The organism is Chryseobacterium aquifrigidense, assembly GCF_006716485.1.
GTDB classification, from domain to species: Bacteria; Bacteroidota; Bacteroidia; order Flavobacteriales; family Weeksellaceae; genus Chryseobacterium; species Chryseobacterium vietnamense.
Genome location: NZ_VFPD01000002.1, coordinates 166,875 through 182,335, shown reverse-complemented (window position 1 = coordinate 182,335; position 15,461 = coordinate 166,875). Strand labels below are relative to the sequence as shown.

The 15,461-nt window shown below is 36.4% G+C and carries 18 protein-coding genes; 5 read left to right on the top strand and 13 right to left on the bottom strand.

What is annotated here, in order from left to right:
* Window positions 1-125 precede the first annotated feature (125 nt).
* Entirely contained in the window at window positions 126-653 is a 528-nt protein-coding gene (locus tag FB551_RS15935) for a hypothetical protein (protein WP_142018220.1), read from the bottom strand.
* Window positions 654-845: 192 nt separating this feature from the next.
* Between FB551_RS15935 and mnmA the strand changes: the two genes are divergently transcribed.
* Both mnmA and FB551_RS15925 read left to right on the top strand, forming a co-directional pair.
* Window positions 846-2,033 carry a tRNA 2-thiouridine(34) synthase MnmA gene (gene mnmA, locus FB551_RS15930; RefSeq protein WP_047426531.1) on the top strand — a complete coding sequence of 396 codons (1,188 nt, stop codon included), beginning with the start codon at window positions 846-848 and terminating at the stop codon, window positions 2,031-2,033.
* 183 nt (window positions 2,034-2,216) lie between these two features.
* Window positions 2,217-2,426 (top strand): hypothetical protein, encoded by a 210-nt coding sequence (locus FB551_RS15925; RefSeq protein WP_047426528.1) that lies wholly within the window; start codon window positions 2,217-2,219, stop codon window positions 2,424-2,426.
* A 57-nt stretch (window positions 2,427-2,483) separates the two neighbouring features.
* On the opposite strand, the gene FB551_RS15920 is transcribed toward FB551_RS15925, so the two are convergent.
* Together FB551_RS15920 and FB551_RS15915 are read right to left on the bottom strand one after the other, a co-directional pair.
* Window positions 2,484-2,834 (bottom strand): DUF2207 domain-containing protein, encoded by a 351-nt coding sequence (locus tag FB551_RS15920; RefSeq protein ID WP_142018219.1) that lies wholly within the window; start codon window positions 2,832-2,834, stop codon window positions 2,484-2,486.
* A gap of 15 nt (window positions 2,835-2,849) precedes the next feature.
* Window positions 2,850-3,581 (bottom strand): glycine-rich domain-containing protein, encoded by a 732-nt coding sequence (locus tag FB551_RS15915; protein WP_142018218.1) that lies wholly within the window; start codon window positions 3,579-3,581, stop codon window positions 2,850-2,852.
* Between the two features lie 113 nt (window positions 3,582-3,694).
* Here FB551_RS15915 and FB551_RS15910 point away from each other — a divergent pair, with 113 nt between their 5' ends.
* Both FB551_RS15910 and FB551_RS15905 read left to right on the top strand, forming a co-directional pair.
* Entirely contained in the window at window positions 3,695-4,591 is an 897-nt protein-coding gene (locus FB551_RS15910; protein ID WP_142018217.1) for a hypothetical protein, read from the top strand.
* A 209-nt stretch (window positions 4,592-4,800) separates the two neighbouring features.
* A complete protein-coding gene (locus FB551_RS15905) occupies window positions 4,801-6,027 on the top strand; it encodes a DUF6051 family protein (protein WP_142018216.1) in 1,227 nt (408 codons plus the stop codon).
* A 92-nt stretch (window positions 6,028-6,119) separates the two neighbouring features.
* On the opposite strand, the gene FB551_RS15900 is transcribed toward FB551_RS15905, so the two are convergent.
* From FB551_RS15900 to FB551_RS15855, 10 genes are all read right to left on the bottom strand, one after another.
* Window positions 6,120-6,863, bottom strand: a complete 744-nt coding sequence (locus tag FB551_RS15900; protein WP_142018215.1) for a LytR/AlgR family response regulator transcription factor — start codon at window positions 6,861-6,863, stop codon at window positions 6,120-6,122.
* Between the two features lie 60 nt (window positions 6,864-6,923).
* Window positions 6,924-7,199, bottom strand: a complete 276-nt coding sequence (locus FB551_RS15895; RefSeq protein ID WP_047426518.1) for a 2TM domain-containing protein — start codon at window positions 7,197-7,199, stop codon at window positions 6,924-6,926.
* A gap of 29 nt (window positions 7,200-7,228) precedes the next feature.
* Complete coding sequence (locus tag FB551_RS15890) at window positions 7,229-7,525, bottom strand: 2TM domain-containing protein (RefSeq protein ID WP_047426515.1); 297 nt, start codon at window positions 7,523-7,525, stop codon at window positions 7,229-7,231.
* Between the two features lie 124 nt (window positions 7,526-7,649).
* Window positions 7,650-8,219: a methyltransferase family protein gene (locus tag FB551_RS15885; protein WP_047426512.1), complete on the bottom strand. Its 570-nt coding sequence runs from the start codon at window positions 8,217-8,219 to the stop codon at window positions 7,650-7,652.
* 47 nt (window positions 8,220-8,266) lie between these two features.
* Entirely contained in the window at window positions 8,267-8,572 is a 306-nt protein-coding gene (locus tag FB551_RS15880; RefSeq protein ID WP_142018214.1) for a 2TM domain-containing protein, read from the bottom strand.
* Between the two features lie 3 nt (window positions 8,573-8,575).
* A complete protein-coding gene (locus FB551_RS15875) occupies window positions 8,576-9,889 on the bottom strand; it encodes a 2TM domain-containing protein (protein ID WP_047426508.1) in 1,314 nt (437 codons plus the stop codon).
* A 138-nt stretch (window positions 9,890-10,027) separates the two neighbouring features.
* Complete coding sequence (locus FB551_RS15870; RefSeq protein ID WP_142018213.1) at window positions 10,028-10,687, bottom strand: hypothetical protein; 660 nt, start codon at window positions 10,685-10,687, stop codon at window positions 10,028-10,030.
* 49 nt (window positions 10,688-10,736) lie between these two features.
* Window positions 10,737-12,983: a TonB-dependent receptor gene (locus FB551_RS15865; protein ID WP_142018212.1), complete on the bottom strand. Its 2,247-nt coding sequence runs from the start codon at window positions 12,981-12,983 to the stop codon at window positions 10,737-10,739.
* Between the two features lie 93 nt (window positions 12,984-13,076).
* On the bottom strand, window positions 13,077-13,979 hold the full coding sequence (locus FB551_RS15860) for an AraC family transcriptional regulator (RefSeq protein WP_047426501.1): 903 nt from the start codon (window positions 13,977-13,979) through the stop codon (window positions 13,077-13,079).
* Between the two features lie 90 nt (window positions 13,980-14,069).
* Entirely contained in the window at window positions 14,070-14,714 is a 645-nt protein-coding gene (locus FB551_RS15855) for a 4'-phosphopantetheinyl transferase family protein (RefSeq protein ID WP_142018211.1), read from the bottom strand.
* A gap of 243 nt (window positions 14,715-14,957) precedes the next feature.
* Here FB551_RS15855 and FB551_RS15850 point away from each other — a divergent pair, with 243 nt between their 5' ends.
* Window positions 14,958-15,461 carry a superoxide dismutase family protein gene (locus FB551_RS15850; protein ID WP_142018210.1) on the top strand — a complete coding sequence of 168 codons (504 nt, stop codon included), beginning with the start codon at window positions 14,958-14,960 and terminating at the stop codon, window positions 15,459-15,461.

Genomic DNA, 15,461 nt, shown 5'->3' with positions numbered 1-15,461 from the left:
ATTTTCAAATAGAAAATCCCCGGGAAATTTTCCGGGGATTTTTGTTTTTATAAGTTTGGGCTAAAGCCGAATGAATTTTTTTTCTGATTAAACGGGCTAAAGTCCGTTCCTTGATGAGTCAGGCATTAAAGTCCTACCACAAAACCAATATTCGGGATCAGACCGCTGGAAAACACACTGGAATTCTGCTTCCAAAGCACGTTATACATCAACCCCAGCTGCATAAAAGAATTGTTTCCAATTCGCTGCATATATCCTCCGCCCAGATACAATGCGTTTTCTTCCGTATTGTACTTGTAATCATAATATTTATCTTTATAATCAACAAAATAATGCTGATAGTTGGCTCCTACATAAAATGATCTGGCGAAGTAGTAATTTACAAAAGGACCCACTCCAAACATGGTGGATTTATAATAATCAGAGGTCTGCCAGGACACGGTTCCCACTACTCCTCCTTCGAAATCATTGGTAAACCTGTAACCTACTCTTGGTGATGCAGACAAATTAAACGCACTGTTGCTTCCAAACCCTAGTCCTATACCTCCTCCAAAAGTCCACTTACTGGTTTCCTGCACGGGTGTACCTACGGAAATTTGGGAAAATACTGATCCTGAGCTTATCAGCATCATAGAAATAATAAACTTTTTCATATGTAATATTTTTGTTTTTAAAGTTATGTTCTCATCTGTTTCCGGCTGTAGAGAGGTTGATAAAAAAGAGCTTAATACGCTATCGTTTTTATCAATGTTTAAAATTATGGTTTTTTTACGAATTTATTTAGTTGTATTTTTGCGGCATCAAACTAAGAACTCCCGTTAAGAGTTTCGTAAAATTGAAATACAATGAAAGTAGTAGTAGGCCTCTCCGGAGGTGTAGATTCTAGTGTTACAGCGTATTTGCTGCAGCAGCAAGGCCATGAAGTAGTGGCTTTATTTATGAGAAACTGGAACGATGCTTCCGTAACATTAGAAGACGAGTGTCCCTGGATTGAGGACAGTAATGATGCTCTGATGGTAGCACAAAAGCTTGGAATTCCTTTCCAGGTGATAGACATGAGTGAACTTTACAAGGAACGTATCGTTGACTATATGTTTGCCGAATACGAAAAAGGCAGAACTCCCAACCCTGATGTATTGTGTAACAGAGAAGTAAAATTCGATGTTTTTATGAAGACCGCCATGTCTTTAGGTGCAGATAAGGTAGCAACAGGACATTATGCAAGGGTAAATTCTACTTTTGATGAAAACGGTAAAGAAATTTTCCACCTTCTGGCAGGAAAAGACAACAATAAAGATCAGTCATATTTCCTTTGCCAGCTAAATCAGGATCAGCTTTCAAAAGCGCTCTTCCCTATCGGAGAACTTACAAAACCTCAGGTAAGAGAAATTGCGAAAGAAATCGGACTGGTAACAGCAGATAAAAAAGATTCTCAGGGATTATGTTTTATCGGAAAGGTAAGCCTTCCACAGTTTTTACAGCAGCAATTAAAACCTAACGAAGGGGAAATCGTGGAAATTTTCAAAGATTCTCCTTTATTTTCGGAAGAAAAACCTGAATTCTCATCCAAAGAAAAGGAACTTGAATTTCTATCAAGAAAAATCAATTATAAAAAATCTGACGGAAAAGTAATCGGGAAACACCAGGGAGCCCAATTTTTCACGATCGGACAAAGTAAGGGTCTTGGTATAGGCGGCCACAAAGAAAGCTGTTTTATTATCTCCAGAGACATGGAAAACAACATCCTTTTCGTAGGAGAAGGAAGCCATTTCCCTGGGCTTCATAAAAAAGCACTGAAAATTGATAATTCAGAACTGCACTGGGTTCGTGAAGACATGCGGCTTCAAAATGGCGGATCTATGGAAGTAATGGCCAGATTCAGGTACAGACAGCCTTTGCAGAAGGCTACTCTTTATCAGTTTGAAGATGCCTTTTATATTGAATTTGACGAGCTTCAGTCTGCTATTGCCGAAGGACAGTTTGCTTCATGGTATATTGATGAAGAACTGATCGGCAGCGGCGTGATTTCGTAAGAGTTTTTTGAGATTCGTGTTACGGGATTCGGGATTTCGGGATTTCGGGACGTGAGTTTTTGAATGAAGAGTTTATAAGTATATTGAGATTGTTTTTTAAAGAAAATAATTTTTTTTAAAATTTTTCTGTAACGTTTTTTATGTTGTCATACTTACTGAGTAAATAACAATAAAAATACTACTATGAAAACATCTGCAAAAAACCAGTACGCTTATGTAAACAATATTCTGATTACAGTTGTATCTGCTATTTTCGGTTATAATTTTTATCAGGCCATTGTACATCCGGAAAAATCCAATATCGCGATCAGTCTTATTTTGGTAGTCCTGACTTCCGTTATGGTTCGGAAATATGGCAATAAGCCAGTAAAAGAAAAGAAAAAAGAGATTTAATTAATCATTATAAAGCCCGGAACATTTTTGTTTCGGGTTTGTTTTTAACAGCACATTTTACTTTATCTTTTCATTAACATGATTTGAGATAAAAACCAATGTAACAATACATTCTGCTATTAAGATCATCACAAGAAATCCAACAGGTTTTCCCAGCATAACTCCTCTGATCAGCTTGATAATTCCCAACAAGAAAATAAATCCTGCGAAATAAAGTGTAGCTCCTGAAGATGTTTCTTTCAAAAAATTTTGAATGAAAAGCGAAGCATAAAATCCGAGAACCAGGATGAGATAGAACTTCAAAAAGTCATGTCCTTTAAGAATGATCGGATTAAATGTCTGCGGTACTGCCATAAGCCAAATAAAGCTTATCACAACCGGAACTGAATGAATGATGGTTTTTTTCATAATGCTTAGTTTTTATTATCCGCCGCAGCCTCCACAACCGCCGCAGCCTCCGCCACAACCTCCGCCACCGCTGCAGCTTGAGCCGCCACAACTTCCTCCTCCGTCATTGTTTTGCTTATCCTTTCTGTTCGGATCGGCGGCTTCATGATCTCCTACTACTGAAGCTATAACTCCCAGGATGAAAATAATCCCAAATATGACTCCAGTGACCATTAAGCCAGCAAAGCTATCTCTGTCTGTACATGAGAATAAAAGCAGTAAAACAAATACCGGAGCAAAAAAGGTCATCTTTCTCAGCCAGGATTGTACTTTAGATTTTTTCTTAATCTCTTTCCAGATTTCTTCAGGCGCTTCCTGCTGGAAAACCTGCCGATAACCTGCTAAAGTATCTTCAAACCAATTCTGATGTCTTTCTTTTTCTGCATAGCCGCCTTTGGAAGGATGATGATGAAGTGCTCTTTTTAAAATATGAGGACAAAATTCCTCCCAATAATTCTGGGTGTAGATCAGATGCATATGCCATACCTTATCCACTATTTTACTGGGAGAAGCTCCGTGAGGAAGAATACAACAGAGATAAACGAACTTTTTATACTCTTCAATCGCTTTTCTTGCGAAATCAAGGCTCCAGCTTTCTTCTTTTGCAAGCTTTTTTGAGAAAGGGAAATCAACACCGGGAGCATCCATAGAAAAATCCTGTATCCTGCTCCAAAGGGACTCATCTTTTACTATCATTTTTGTTTCCATTGTTTTGAATTTTGTTTTTCTATTCAAATATCAATGGATTTTAAAATATAAAAATCTCTCAAAAGTCTTTTTTAGTTTGATAAAAATCTTAAATTAGTCTTATAAAACAGTCCATGAAAAAGGAAGATATTCTGCATCTTGAGAAGCTCATGAATTTCTTAAGCCGGCAATTCTTAAAGAAAAGCCATTGGGAAGATATTACCAAAACCGAATGGATGTATATTACTGCTGAACTTAATGAGCTGATTATCAATGATCACTCAGAAAAAGAGATCAAAAGAGAACCTGACCTTCTGGGAACAAATTATCTGTATGAACATCTGATTATCAACAAGCTGAAGAAATTCAAACAAAATGAAAATGCTGTTTTAAGCAGACCCAATCTTGCCAAACTGAGTTTAATTGTGAAGGTTTTGGGATATTCCAATTACATTGATTTCATCAATTCTAATACGGAAGCATTTAACTTTAATGATCTCAGAATTGATATGAACAATGTCAATCTGAATACTGCTCTTTTAGACCGTCTGGTAGGCTGCTGGTACTCTTATAACAGAAATCTTCCTGACAATCCATTAATGGCAAAAGAAGACCGTATATGGCGCTCTGCCATGGAAATATATAAATCGGAAACAACCGGAGAATATTTTATTGAAAGAAGCGGTGGTGATCATCACAAATATTTTGGAAAACTAACCGCATATTCAGATTATGTTTTTATCATCATGAACAGCAATACTTTTATCCGGCAGCGACATTTTATTTCAAGGATAAAAGATATTAAAGAAAAACTTAAGAACCCGGACTATAAACTCCACGAAATCCATTTCATAAGCACCTGCATCAGTTTCAACCAGGAGCCGATTGCTTTGTTTGAAATCTTCAGAAAAGCGGACAGAAAAAACTTTATTTCTGATTCCATCAGTTTCCCCATTGACAGTGATGAGATTCCTGAATCTATCATTAAACAACTTGAAGACACAGAATCTAACAGAATTGATTACAGATAGTTAACAATCAAATATTATCTGACATCAAAAACAACCCAACCATAAACATCATCATCAATCTATATATCATGGCCCCGGAATAAGACTGTTTCGGGGCTTATTGTATTTCTTCTATGCCTAGAATATATTTAATCCCTAAAAATCAATTCAATACCACAATATTTATTTAACTTGATAGTTCTAAATATGAACCTTTCAATCGCAGTGCTATGGAATATTATGAATTGTATGAAGTTTTGAAAAAGCATTTTGATTCCGGAAAAAGCAGTGCTGAACTTGAAGAACTCAATGTAAGCATCGAATCAATTCCTTTTGAATCCAAGGTCTGCGACCTGCTTTATGGGTCAGAAAAACAACATTGCCATAAGCACCAGCAAACACTCGAAATCAACAAAAATGGCTATCTTTTTTATAACCAGCCTGCTGTAGACATCAAAGATTTTGATATTGAATGCAATAAAAGGTTCGAATACCATATCCTGAAGCGAGCTGATGTAGAAACAGCCGAAGGGGCTCTGTTTTTTTTCCATGGGCTGAATGAGAAAAAATGGGACAAATACCTTCCATGGGCATATGAACTGGCCCAAAGAACAAAAAAAGCCATCATTTTGTTCCCGATAGCATTTCATATGGACCGTGCAGAACCTATCTGGAGCGACCGCCATCACATGATGGAAGTTGTTCATTTCAGGAAGAAAAAATATCCGGAAAACATGAATTACTCTTATGTGAATGCAGCTATAAGCTCCAGACTTGAAGCACATCCTCAAAGAATTTTCTGGTCCGGCCTCCAAACGTATTCTGACATCACAGAAGTGGTAAAAGATATTAAAAAGGGTAACATCAAGAGTATTTCCCCAGAAGCCCATCTGGATTTATTTGGGTATTCTATAGGATCATTTCTTTCTCTAATTATCAAAATGGCAGATCCTCATCATTATTTTACCCAATCAAAAGTGTTCTGTTTTTGTGGAGGAATGACGATTGACAGAATGTTTCCTATATCCAAATACATCATGGATACCCAGGCAACCGTTAAAATGCAGTCTGTTTTTACGGAATTACTGAGCGCTGATTTTAAATCAGATCCACGTCTGAAACATTATCAGAATGAAGCGTTGCATCCACAGGAAAGCTGGTTCAAAAAAATGCTGCGCTACAATTATTTTCAGAAGGAAAGAGAGGAAAGAATTCAGGAAATCCAATCTCAGATCAAAGCGTATGTATTGGAAAAAGACAGTGTTGCTCCTCCGATAGAAGCGCTAAATACATTGCAGGGCGGCTACAGGAATATCAATGTACATGTTGAAATCAAGGATTTCCCGTTTGAATATTCCCACATGGTTCCGTTTCCGCTTACCCATAAGCATGCAAAAGGAGTTACAGAAGCTTTTCACCAGTTTGTACAATCTGCCAGTGATTTCTACAATTCCTGACGATGGAATTTTCATGGATAAAAGAGGGCCAGGAATAGTTTAAAGAATAATAATATCAGATCCATGGTGTTTGTTTTTTAGGGTAATCGTTATCAGCTCACCAGCCAGTCTTTAAAATCTTTCACCCTGTCTCTGCTGACCGTAATTTCCTCTTCCGGCTGAAATTCAAGATCCACTTTATAATAAGGCGAAGTATGGATATTTTTGATATAATCCGAACTGATTATGAACTGTCTGTTGACGCGGAAAAACTTTTTCTCATTGAGTACATCTTCCAGTTCATCAAGTGTAAAATCTGATGGATAGGTGCGATCTTCTGTCTGAAGATAAACGATTTTATTTTCGCTGAAAAAACAGCTTATTTCGTGTGTCTGTATAATCTTAAGGTTATATCCTATTTTAACCAGGACTCTGGAAAGCGTAGATTTCTCTTTTCTGATCATCTTTTTGATATCCTGGGAACCATGGGTATCATTGGCAGGAATGAAGGATTTAAATTTCTCCACTGCTCCTTCCAGATCTTCATCAAGGATGGGTTTTAAAAGATAATCAATACTGTTCAGCTTAAAAGCTTTCAGGGTATATTGATCAAAGGCTGTCGTATAGATAATAAAACCTTTGGTAGGTGCTTTTTCAAAGATGTCAAAAGACAGTCCGTCTCCTAAAACAATATCGGAAAAAATCAGCTGCGGGTGTTCATTTTCAGAAAACCAGGCCACTCCTTCCTCTACTGATTCTATTTTAGCAACGATCTCTATTTCAGGAAAATTACTCAGCATTCTTTCCAATTTCCTTGAAGCAGGTTTTTCGTCTTCTATAATAACAGTTTTGATCATTGAGCTTTAATTTTGGTTTTCAGGTTTCAGGAAATAAAGGTAGATAAAAGTGGACAGATTTTAATAATTAATCGTTTTTTTCTCTTTTCTAAGTTCTTTTTCAATCATATCTTTTTCCCACTCGGAATCAAAAAGAAATAGTTTTACAGCTTTTACGAGAATAATAAATCCCCAGATTCCAAGAATGGTATATCTGTCAAACCAATGAAAGCTGATCATCTTTTCACCAAAAATATCATCGGGAAGGATAAGGACAGCGAATATGACAAATATAAAAATGCTTTTATAGAATTTTCTGATGTTGTTGGTTCTTGTGTGGGCAGTTTCGTAATCCATGATAGTATAAGTTTTTAAGGTTTTATAGTTTAAAGTGTTTTTATTCTCTGTTTTTCATCCTTCGCCATCAGTTCCCGGATTTTTCTTTCTTCCCAGTTTTTGCCAATTCCAAATACGCTTATGGCGTGAAATGCAATTCCAATTCCCCATCCCAGCGCAGGCCATAGAAACCATAAATATCCGGGAGCAGTCATAAGATTCAGTATTGCTAAGAAAGGAATTATGATACCATAAGAAGTAAGGTTTCCATAAAATTCTTTAAGGTCTTTCACTCTTCTTGAAGCTTTTCTGTAAGCAATTGTTTCTTTGTCAGGTAAAATTTCCATAATGTTTTGTTTTTAAAGGTTGATTTGTTTTTTCTTGAGTCAAAGGTAGTTCAGGAAAGGTTCATCAATCAATTTTATATTACCGAATGGTAGATTATGCTATCCGAATCGTAAAATCCTGTAATTAATAGATAAAAGGGATCAATTTCTTTGTCCTTTTTCTGTATTCAATATATTCATCTCCGAACTGTTCTATCAAAGCCTGTTCTTCAATTTTTATCCTGTAAGCAAAGGCTAAAAACGGAGGAACAAAAGCAAAAATCAATGACAGCCAGTTATTTAAATACAAGCCGAGACCAAAAGAAGTCAAAAGAGAAAAAGCGTAAGACGGATGTCTCAGATATTTATAAAATCCTTCCTTTTTTATTTTATGATCCTGTCTGATGGTAACATCTACTGTAAAATATTTTCCCAGAGATCTGATGATGACATACCTGACAATAATCCCGATAAGAATAAAAAGTTCACCAAGATAGAGAATCCAATCACCGTCAGCCATCGGAAAATGAGTATTATAGGACATGAATATTGAACTTGCAATAGAAAATGGAATGGCCAGCCATAAGATATTCAAAGTGGATTTATCTTTGTTCTTTTGATCTTCTTTGCCGGATTTCAGCATGTTTTTATAAAGAAACTCAGTGAAAAACCAGGCAGCCATGGAAATATAAAATAGAGTTGATAATGCATTCATTTCAATACAATTTAAGATGAAAAGTGTTTTTAAAAAAGGTAATTTCTTTAATGTTCTTTCTGTTTATCCATCAGTTCCTTAATCTTCTTATCTTCCCATTTTCTGATAAAATTAACACGGGGTAGAAAAACAGTAATGGCATGTGCTGCAAGCCCTATTCCCCAGAAAGTTGCTGTAAAAAAGTTTTTAAACTGAAAATAGCTCTCGCCGGGCTTCAGGTGCAGACAGTTATAAACAACAATCAGCGCATTCACTGCGATATAAGCGAATACATGTCCGTAAAATCCGCGTAGCCTTTCTACCTGCCTTCTTGCCCGTTGATATTCAATATTGTTTTCGTCAAATGTTCCCATGGGTTATTTCTTTTGTTTGTTCATAATTTCACGAATCTTTTTTTCCTGCCATGATTCTCCTACTCCGAACACCTGAAACGCATGCGAAGCAACACCTATTCCCCAGCCCAGTACAGGAAACCAGAACCAGTGATTTCTGTTACTTGTAAAAAGATTAATAAAGATTAAAAAGGCACTTACCGTACAGTAAGAAATCAGGTTCATATAAAAGCTCTTAATTTCTTTTACTCTCTTTTGCGCTCGCTGGTAAGCTGCAGAGTCATCTTCAGGTTTCGAATTGGAAACTTGTGGTTTAGCCATCAGCATGGGAAGTTTTACTTTAAAATGGTCTTCGGATTTTTCTATGAATACATTTCGCTCTGTAAGAAGGGAATAACGCTGTACAATATTTGCCAGACCAATTCCAGAACTTTCTTTGATCTGCTCTCTTACCTGAAGATTATTTTCAATGCAGAGCGTATTTCCATCTGAAAAAATTCTGATGATCAGAGGTTTTGATGAAGTGGCAAAGTTATGCTTGATGCAGTTCTCCAATAATAGCTGCAAAGCCAGTGGAACTACATATTTTTGATAGTCTTCTTTGGCAACATCAAAGGTAAAATCTACACTGTCTTCAAATCTTGTCTTCAAAAGTTCACAATAGGTTTTTGCAAATTCTATTTCATCTTCTACCGTTACCAGTTCTTTATCTTTTTGTTCAAGTACATATCGGTAAATCTTTGACATTGAAGCCGTAAACTTCTGTGCCTGTTTGGGATTTTCATCAATCAGAGAGCTTAAAACATTTAAAGAATTGAAAAGGAAATGCGGATCCAGCTGATTTTTTAAACTTTCAAACTGGGCATTGGCAGACTTGGCGATAAGTTTCTGTTCCACCACTTCTTTTTTGGAAGTCTTTTTAAGTTCTTCCATAAAACCTTTCGCATGAAGGAAAGCAGAAATCAGAAGGGCAATATTGATCATAAACCAATTGGTTACCCCATATTTGGAGGAAAAAAATTCTTCTGTGGTTGCTGTTTTCTGAATGACCACATAGTTCATATAATTACAGAAATACACCAGAATAAAGTTCCCGATGATAATAGAAATGATACTTAAAATAGCTCTCGTTCGGGTAGCTTCGGACCAAGGAAATTTTCTGTTGAGGAATTCATTGATAAATCCGTTTCCAAATCCCAGAACAAAAGAATACATGGTGGAAAGGAGCAGCGTGATCAAAAAAGTCTGCAACGTTTTTTCATCATTAAAAAACAAAAAGAAAAACAATGTTGTTCCTAATGATGTCCAAAGTAATGTTGTAAAATATTTACGCTTCATGATCTGTTTTCTTGATTCAAAATTAGTTTTTATTAAAGGTATCAAAAATTAATTGTTACCGAAGGGCTGATTTTTCTTTCTGAACGGTATAAAAAAACCTTCACGAATGAAGGTTGATTGATTAAAATATAGAGAAAATTATTTTGCTTTTTCTACTGGTAAACTTAAGAAATAATCGGCTTCTGCTTTTCCCCAGTTAGGATCTAACGCTGTTTTGGGCTTATATGTTGCAAATTTTGCCTGAGCCTCTTTAAACAGCTCCAATCCTTTGGTTTTGCTGCCTCCGTACTGCTCGGGAGTAAAATAGACATCTTCTGCTTTGATAAGTGCAATTCTCGGATTTGCAGGGTCTAATTTTTCAGCAATATTCATTTCCTCAGCAGCACGTGCACCGTCTGTCATATAACGCTGTGCGGGATTCACCATCATTCTCAGAGAATAAGACATTTTTCTCAACAGGTGAATTTCTGCATTATCAGTTCCTGCAAGATTCTGAGCCATTGAAAGACTTTTCTCTGCCTGGTCTGCAATACCATCCAATTCCTGCATTTTTCCGTCTCTCATCAGGGTTCTTCCTTTTTGGATATAAGAAAATGCTGCATAGTAGGCAGGAAGCCATTTTGTGCTTTCTTTACTTCCTATTCTCTGGAAATCATTCGCCAGGGTCTGGAAATCTTCTGAGGTTTTACACGTTTCTATTCTTGCGATTTTTTCGGACATTATTTTGTCGTAATCTGCTTGTGCAAAAGCCGTTAAGCTCACAAAAGCTAAAGCAAAACTTAAAAGGTATTTTTTCATGATATCAAATTTTAAAAGTTAGTTTATTGTTTGTTCTAAGATATGTTTTTTATAAATTATTATTGATGGCATCATCTGTTTTATCTACTCCGAAACTTATAAATGCTCCTATGAACACGAAAGTATTGACTGGCGGAACAATGGCAGAGCTTCTTGAACCGTTGGCGGAGAAATTATAGCCATATATATTCTTTGATCCCAAGATATTACTGATGCTCAGTACAAATACCGGAAAAGCTTTTGCATCTTTTTTACCGATATTCGGAAGATAATTAATACTGAAGTTTAATGCATTATAATCTTGTAATCTTCCTTCATCCCGGATGAAATTTATTGCTTTTCCATCTTTAAATGTAGAGGCAATATCATAATAAGGACGTCCTTTAGCATAGGTATATGATAAGTTGACTCCAAGTTTCCATTCCGGAATAAATCTTTTTGCTACCGCTGAAAGGGTATGCTCAGCCGCAAAACCCGGCTGCAGGCTTACAGGATAATTCAGGAAATCCCTTTTTGAATCCAGATAAGAATAGCTGATCCAATAATCGATATTTTCAAATGTCTTTTTATTGTCTCTCCAGAAGAATTCAACTCCTTTTCCATATCCGTATCCATCATTGTTTAAAGCGGTTTGGATCTGCTGATTTTGTTCTTTATCCTGGGTAATATTGAAAGTTTTAATCAACTGGTCATATTTTTTATAAAATGCCTCGAAACGTAAAGTTCTGCCTTCTGAGGCTCTCTGAACCTGGAAAATATAATGCTGTGATTTCTGAAAACCAAGATTGGCAGGTCCATTGATATATTTACTTTCCGGATTCTGATAAAACATTCCATAAGCTAACGAAGTGGTCCAATCTTTTGCAAGACGGTAGGCAATCGCAAAACGAGGGGCAATATTATCCTTTCCTAAAAATGAAGAATGCTCTGCTCTTACTCCTATTTTTGCTGACAGGGCATTGCTGAAACCAAGATCAGTTTCCACGAAAGCAGAGGAGATTAAATCTTTATAATGCTTATTTACGGCTTCAAAATTCAGATTTTCATCCGTATTATTCAACTCAATTCCTCCTCTTACAGCACTGATTCTGTTGATTTTTCTTTCAAGAACTGCTTTGAAGTTCAGATAATTTCCATCTGTCAGAAGCTGGCTTCTGTTGGCTTCAACATCATTGGTTTCTGTAGAAAAATGAAGATCAGATCTGTTATAAGAGTAAGAACCACCTACGTTAAGCAGATATTTTCCAAATTTCTGTTTAAAAGAGAGATTGTGAAATGTATTTTTACCATTTAGTTTTACCAGACTGAAATCGTTACCGGGTTCAAGACTTTCAGATCTTACCCCCATCTTATTGGAATTGAACATTCCATAATATTTGAAAAAGCCTCCTGACTTTGTTTTAAATCTGAAATTCAGATCTCCGTTAAGGCCCTGTGGCGCTTCTACAAAATCAGTGTTAAAATGAAAGACTTTCTGCATCAGGCTTAAAAGAGAATATCCTGCTGTAGCTCCATAAGAATAGTTTTTATTGTCTCCCAACTTCTGAAATCCTGCGCTCAGGAAAATAGGAGAAATACCGAAATTATAGGAAGTTTCATCCGGAAGATCAACACTTTCCAGCATCAATGCCCCGGAAAGAGCCTGCCCGTACAGAGCAGAATAACCACCACTTGAGAAGATATTTCCTTTAAAAAGAGAAGTATTGAACTGATCTCTTCCTGCAATCCCGGGAACAGAATTAGAAAAATAATTGTTAATAAGACTTCCGTCCATAAAGATTTTAGATTCCGTTCCCGTACCCCCACGGATAAACAGTCCTTCTGTTCCTCCTACTTTCTGAACTCCGGGAAGATAAGTCAAAGCTGAAGAAATCTGTCCGTCCGCTCCTGCTGTTGTATAAATATCAATTGGGGTAAGTAATGCTGTTGCTCTTTTCTTATCGCTGGCCTCAATAGATCCTGCAGAAACGACCACTGCATCAATCTCACTGATCTGTTCCTTAAGATCTACATTCAAAGAAATCTCCTGATTTTCAATAGAGACCGATCTTTCGACATCTTCATATTTCGGATGTTTAAAAGTTATTTTGTGAGCTCCTTTTTCTGAAGTTTCAAACGTAAAATTACCCTGAGCATCTGTTGTAGTACCATCATAGGTATCTTTCAGCGTTACATTTACTTCTGCTACACCTTTGTTTTTAAAGGATACTTTTCCTGAGATTTTCACCTGGGAATATCCCATAATTGAAGTGAGAAGAAGAATCAGAAACAGGATGTTTTGTTCTTGTGTTTTCATTTTTATTGTTTTCTGGGTCAAAAATAGCATGAGAAATGCCTTCCTGTAAAAAATTTATTACTGAAAGGCATTGTTTTGCTCCCGAATGGGAAATTACTGTATCGGAATGCAAAAATCCACGATCATTTTTCCTTCCGGATGCTCTTTAAAATTTGAATGGTAGACTTCAAAAGGGAATACTCTTCTGATGGAATAGTTATTCTCATTCATCCAGATAAACAGGTAGGCCCAGCATTTTTCAATGTCATCCAGTGTAACCTCTCCGTTTCCTACGATAAACTTTCCGGCATCTATTTTTTCCGCAAAGACTTCTCCCTCCTGCTGCTGAAGTTTTTCATCCAGAAGCATACATGCGTGAATCCTTACTTTATCTGCCGGCGTCACTTTAAAACTGTCATGGTATACAGAGATCATTTTAAGGTTTTCACGGGGAAAAAGACTTTTCTTTTTTGCCCAGTCTATCAATACATTATAGGCGGGTTCCACGTGAGCGATTCCAAGGCTCATTACTGCTGCCAGATTCATTTCCGGCAATTCTTTTACTTCGATTTTTAAATTCATTTTAGACCAATTTAACAGGTTTTCTATATTGCAAATGTATTGGCTGAAAACCGTATCAACTTGTCCGTTCTTGCTTTGTGTTTGTAAAATCTTGTGAAATTTCTCCGGCGCCGATTTCCTGAATTCTGTGGGGGTAAGGCCGTAATATTTTTTGAATGTTTTGCAAAAAACCGAATGATTGGAAAATCCAAGATCCCAGTAAATTGTCTTGATCTCCATATTCTTATGCAGAGCCAGGTGAAGTGCACTCTTTTCTATTTTCTTTCTGATAATATAATTCTGAAGCGTTTCTCCCGTAACCAGCTTAAATATTCTGTGAAAATGAAACGGAGAATAGGCACTTACCTCTGAAACTTTTTCCAGAGACAAGTCTGCATCAATATGGTTATCAATATATTGAATTGTTTTTACAATCCGCTTTTTATACTCTTCCAATTCAAAAGTGTTAGTTTACAAAGATATTTCTCCAGCATGAAATTAAGTTGTCTTTTATTGCTATTTTCAGAAATCAGCTTCATTTTTACATTAAAACTTACTCTTCAAATAGGTGATAAGTGGAATTACAGTTTTAATTTTTTGATCTGAAGAGGCAATACAGGTGTGATAATCTTCGTGAATAAAAATCTTTTTGGTAAAGAATTTTTCCTCTTCAATATTGCACTCGTTATTTATTATTTCAAAAGAATCCAGCGAAAGCATCATTCCGGCTCCATGAGCTTTTATTACAGCTTCTTTTCTCACCCAATAAGTAAAAAATTCTTTTATTTTATCTTCTCCATTCTGAATTTCCTGAAGCTCTTGGGCGGTCATCTGAACCATAAAATCCTGATAATTTATCTTCGGATCTCGAAATTCTACATCAATTCCCAAAGGATATTCTGCGATCGCACAGACCACAAGATCTTTGGAATGCGATATATTAAAATAAATTTCATGTGCCTTTAAATGAGGTTTTTTGTTGGGAAAAATCACTATTTCTGCTTCGGAGATATTATAATAGGTCTTCAAACCATATTGGAGAAGAACTTTTCCCAGCAAAGAAAACTGAACATCCTGCCATCTTTTGTATCTCAGAATACCTTTCCTGATTTCTATAGGAAAAGCTGGCAGATGCCTGTCCAGAAGAGACTGGTGTTTTGCTTCACTGATGAATGTATAGAGAATAATCATCTTTTATTTCTTTGCTGCCTTAGGATCTGGTTTATAACTAGCTTTTTATCCACTAAAATAAGCTTTTTTACCGCTCTTTTTAAAGAAGTAAGTCTTCAGAACAAAGTTTCAGAATTTAGGATAAAATCAAGCTGTATTGCAGTGATCATTCAAGGCAGGTTTTTTAAAAAAGACTGAGATCATAAAGCATTTTGGAAAATCTTTTTTAAATTTATCCTAAAATCACTATAAATCATTTAACAAATGAAAGTACAAACATTAGCATTATTGGTGGGATTTGCTGTTTTTGCCGTTTCATGCGGAACAACAAAAACGTACTCTGTAAATGCCAAAAGCGGAACACAGACAGGAGGAACAGCGAAGTTTACTCAAAATGGAAATGACGTAACAATGAAGCTTGACATCACTAACCTTACTCCTGGAATCCATGCAGTACACATTCATGAAAAAGGAGACTGCTCTGCGGCAGACGGGACTTCTACAGGTGGACACTGGAATCCTTCGAAGAATGATCATGGTAAATGGGGCGCTGAACATTTCCATATGGGAGATATAGGAAACCTGGTTGCTGATCAGAATGGAACTGCAACATTGACTTTCAAGACAGACAAGTGGTGTCTGGGATGTACGGATGAGTCTAAGAACATTATAGGGAAAGGTCTTATTGTACACGCAGCAGCAGATGATTTCCATACCCAGCCTACCGGGAATGCCGGAGGAAGAGTGGGATGTGTAGAGATTAAGTAA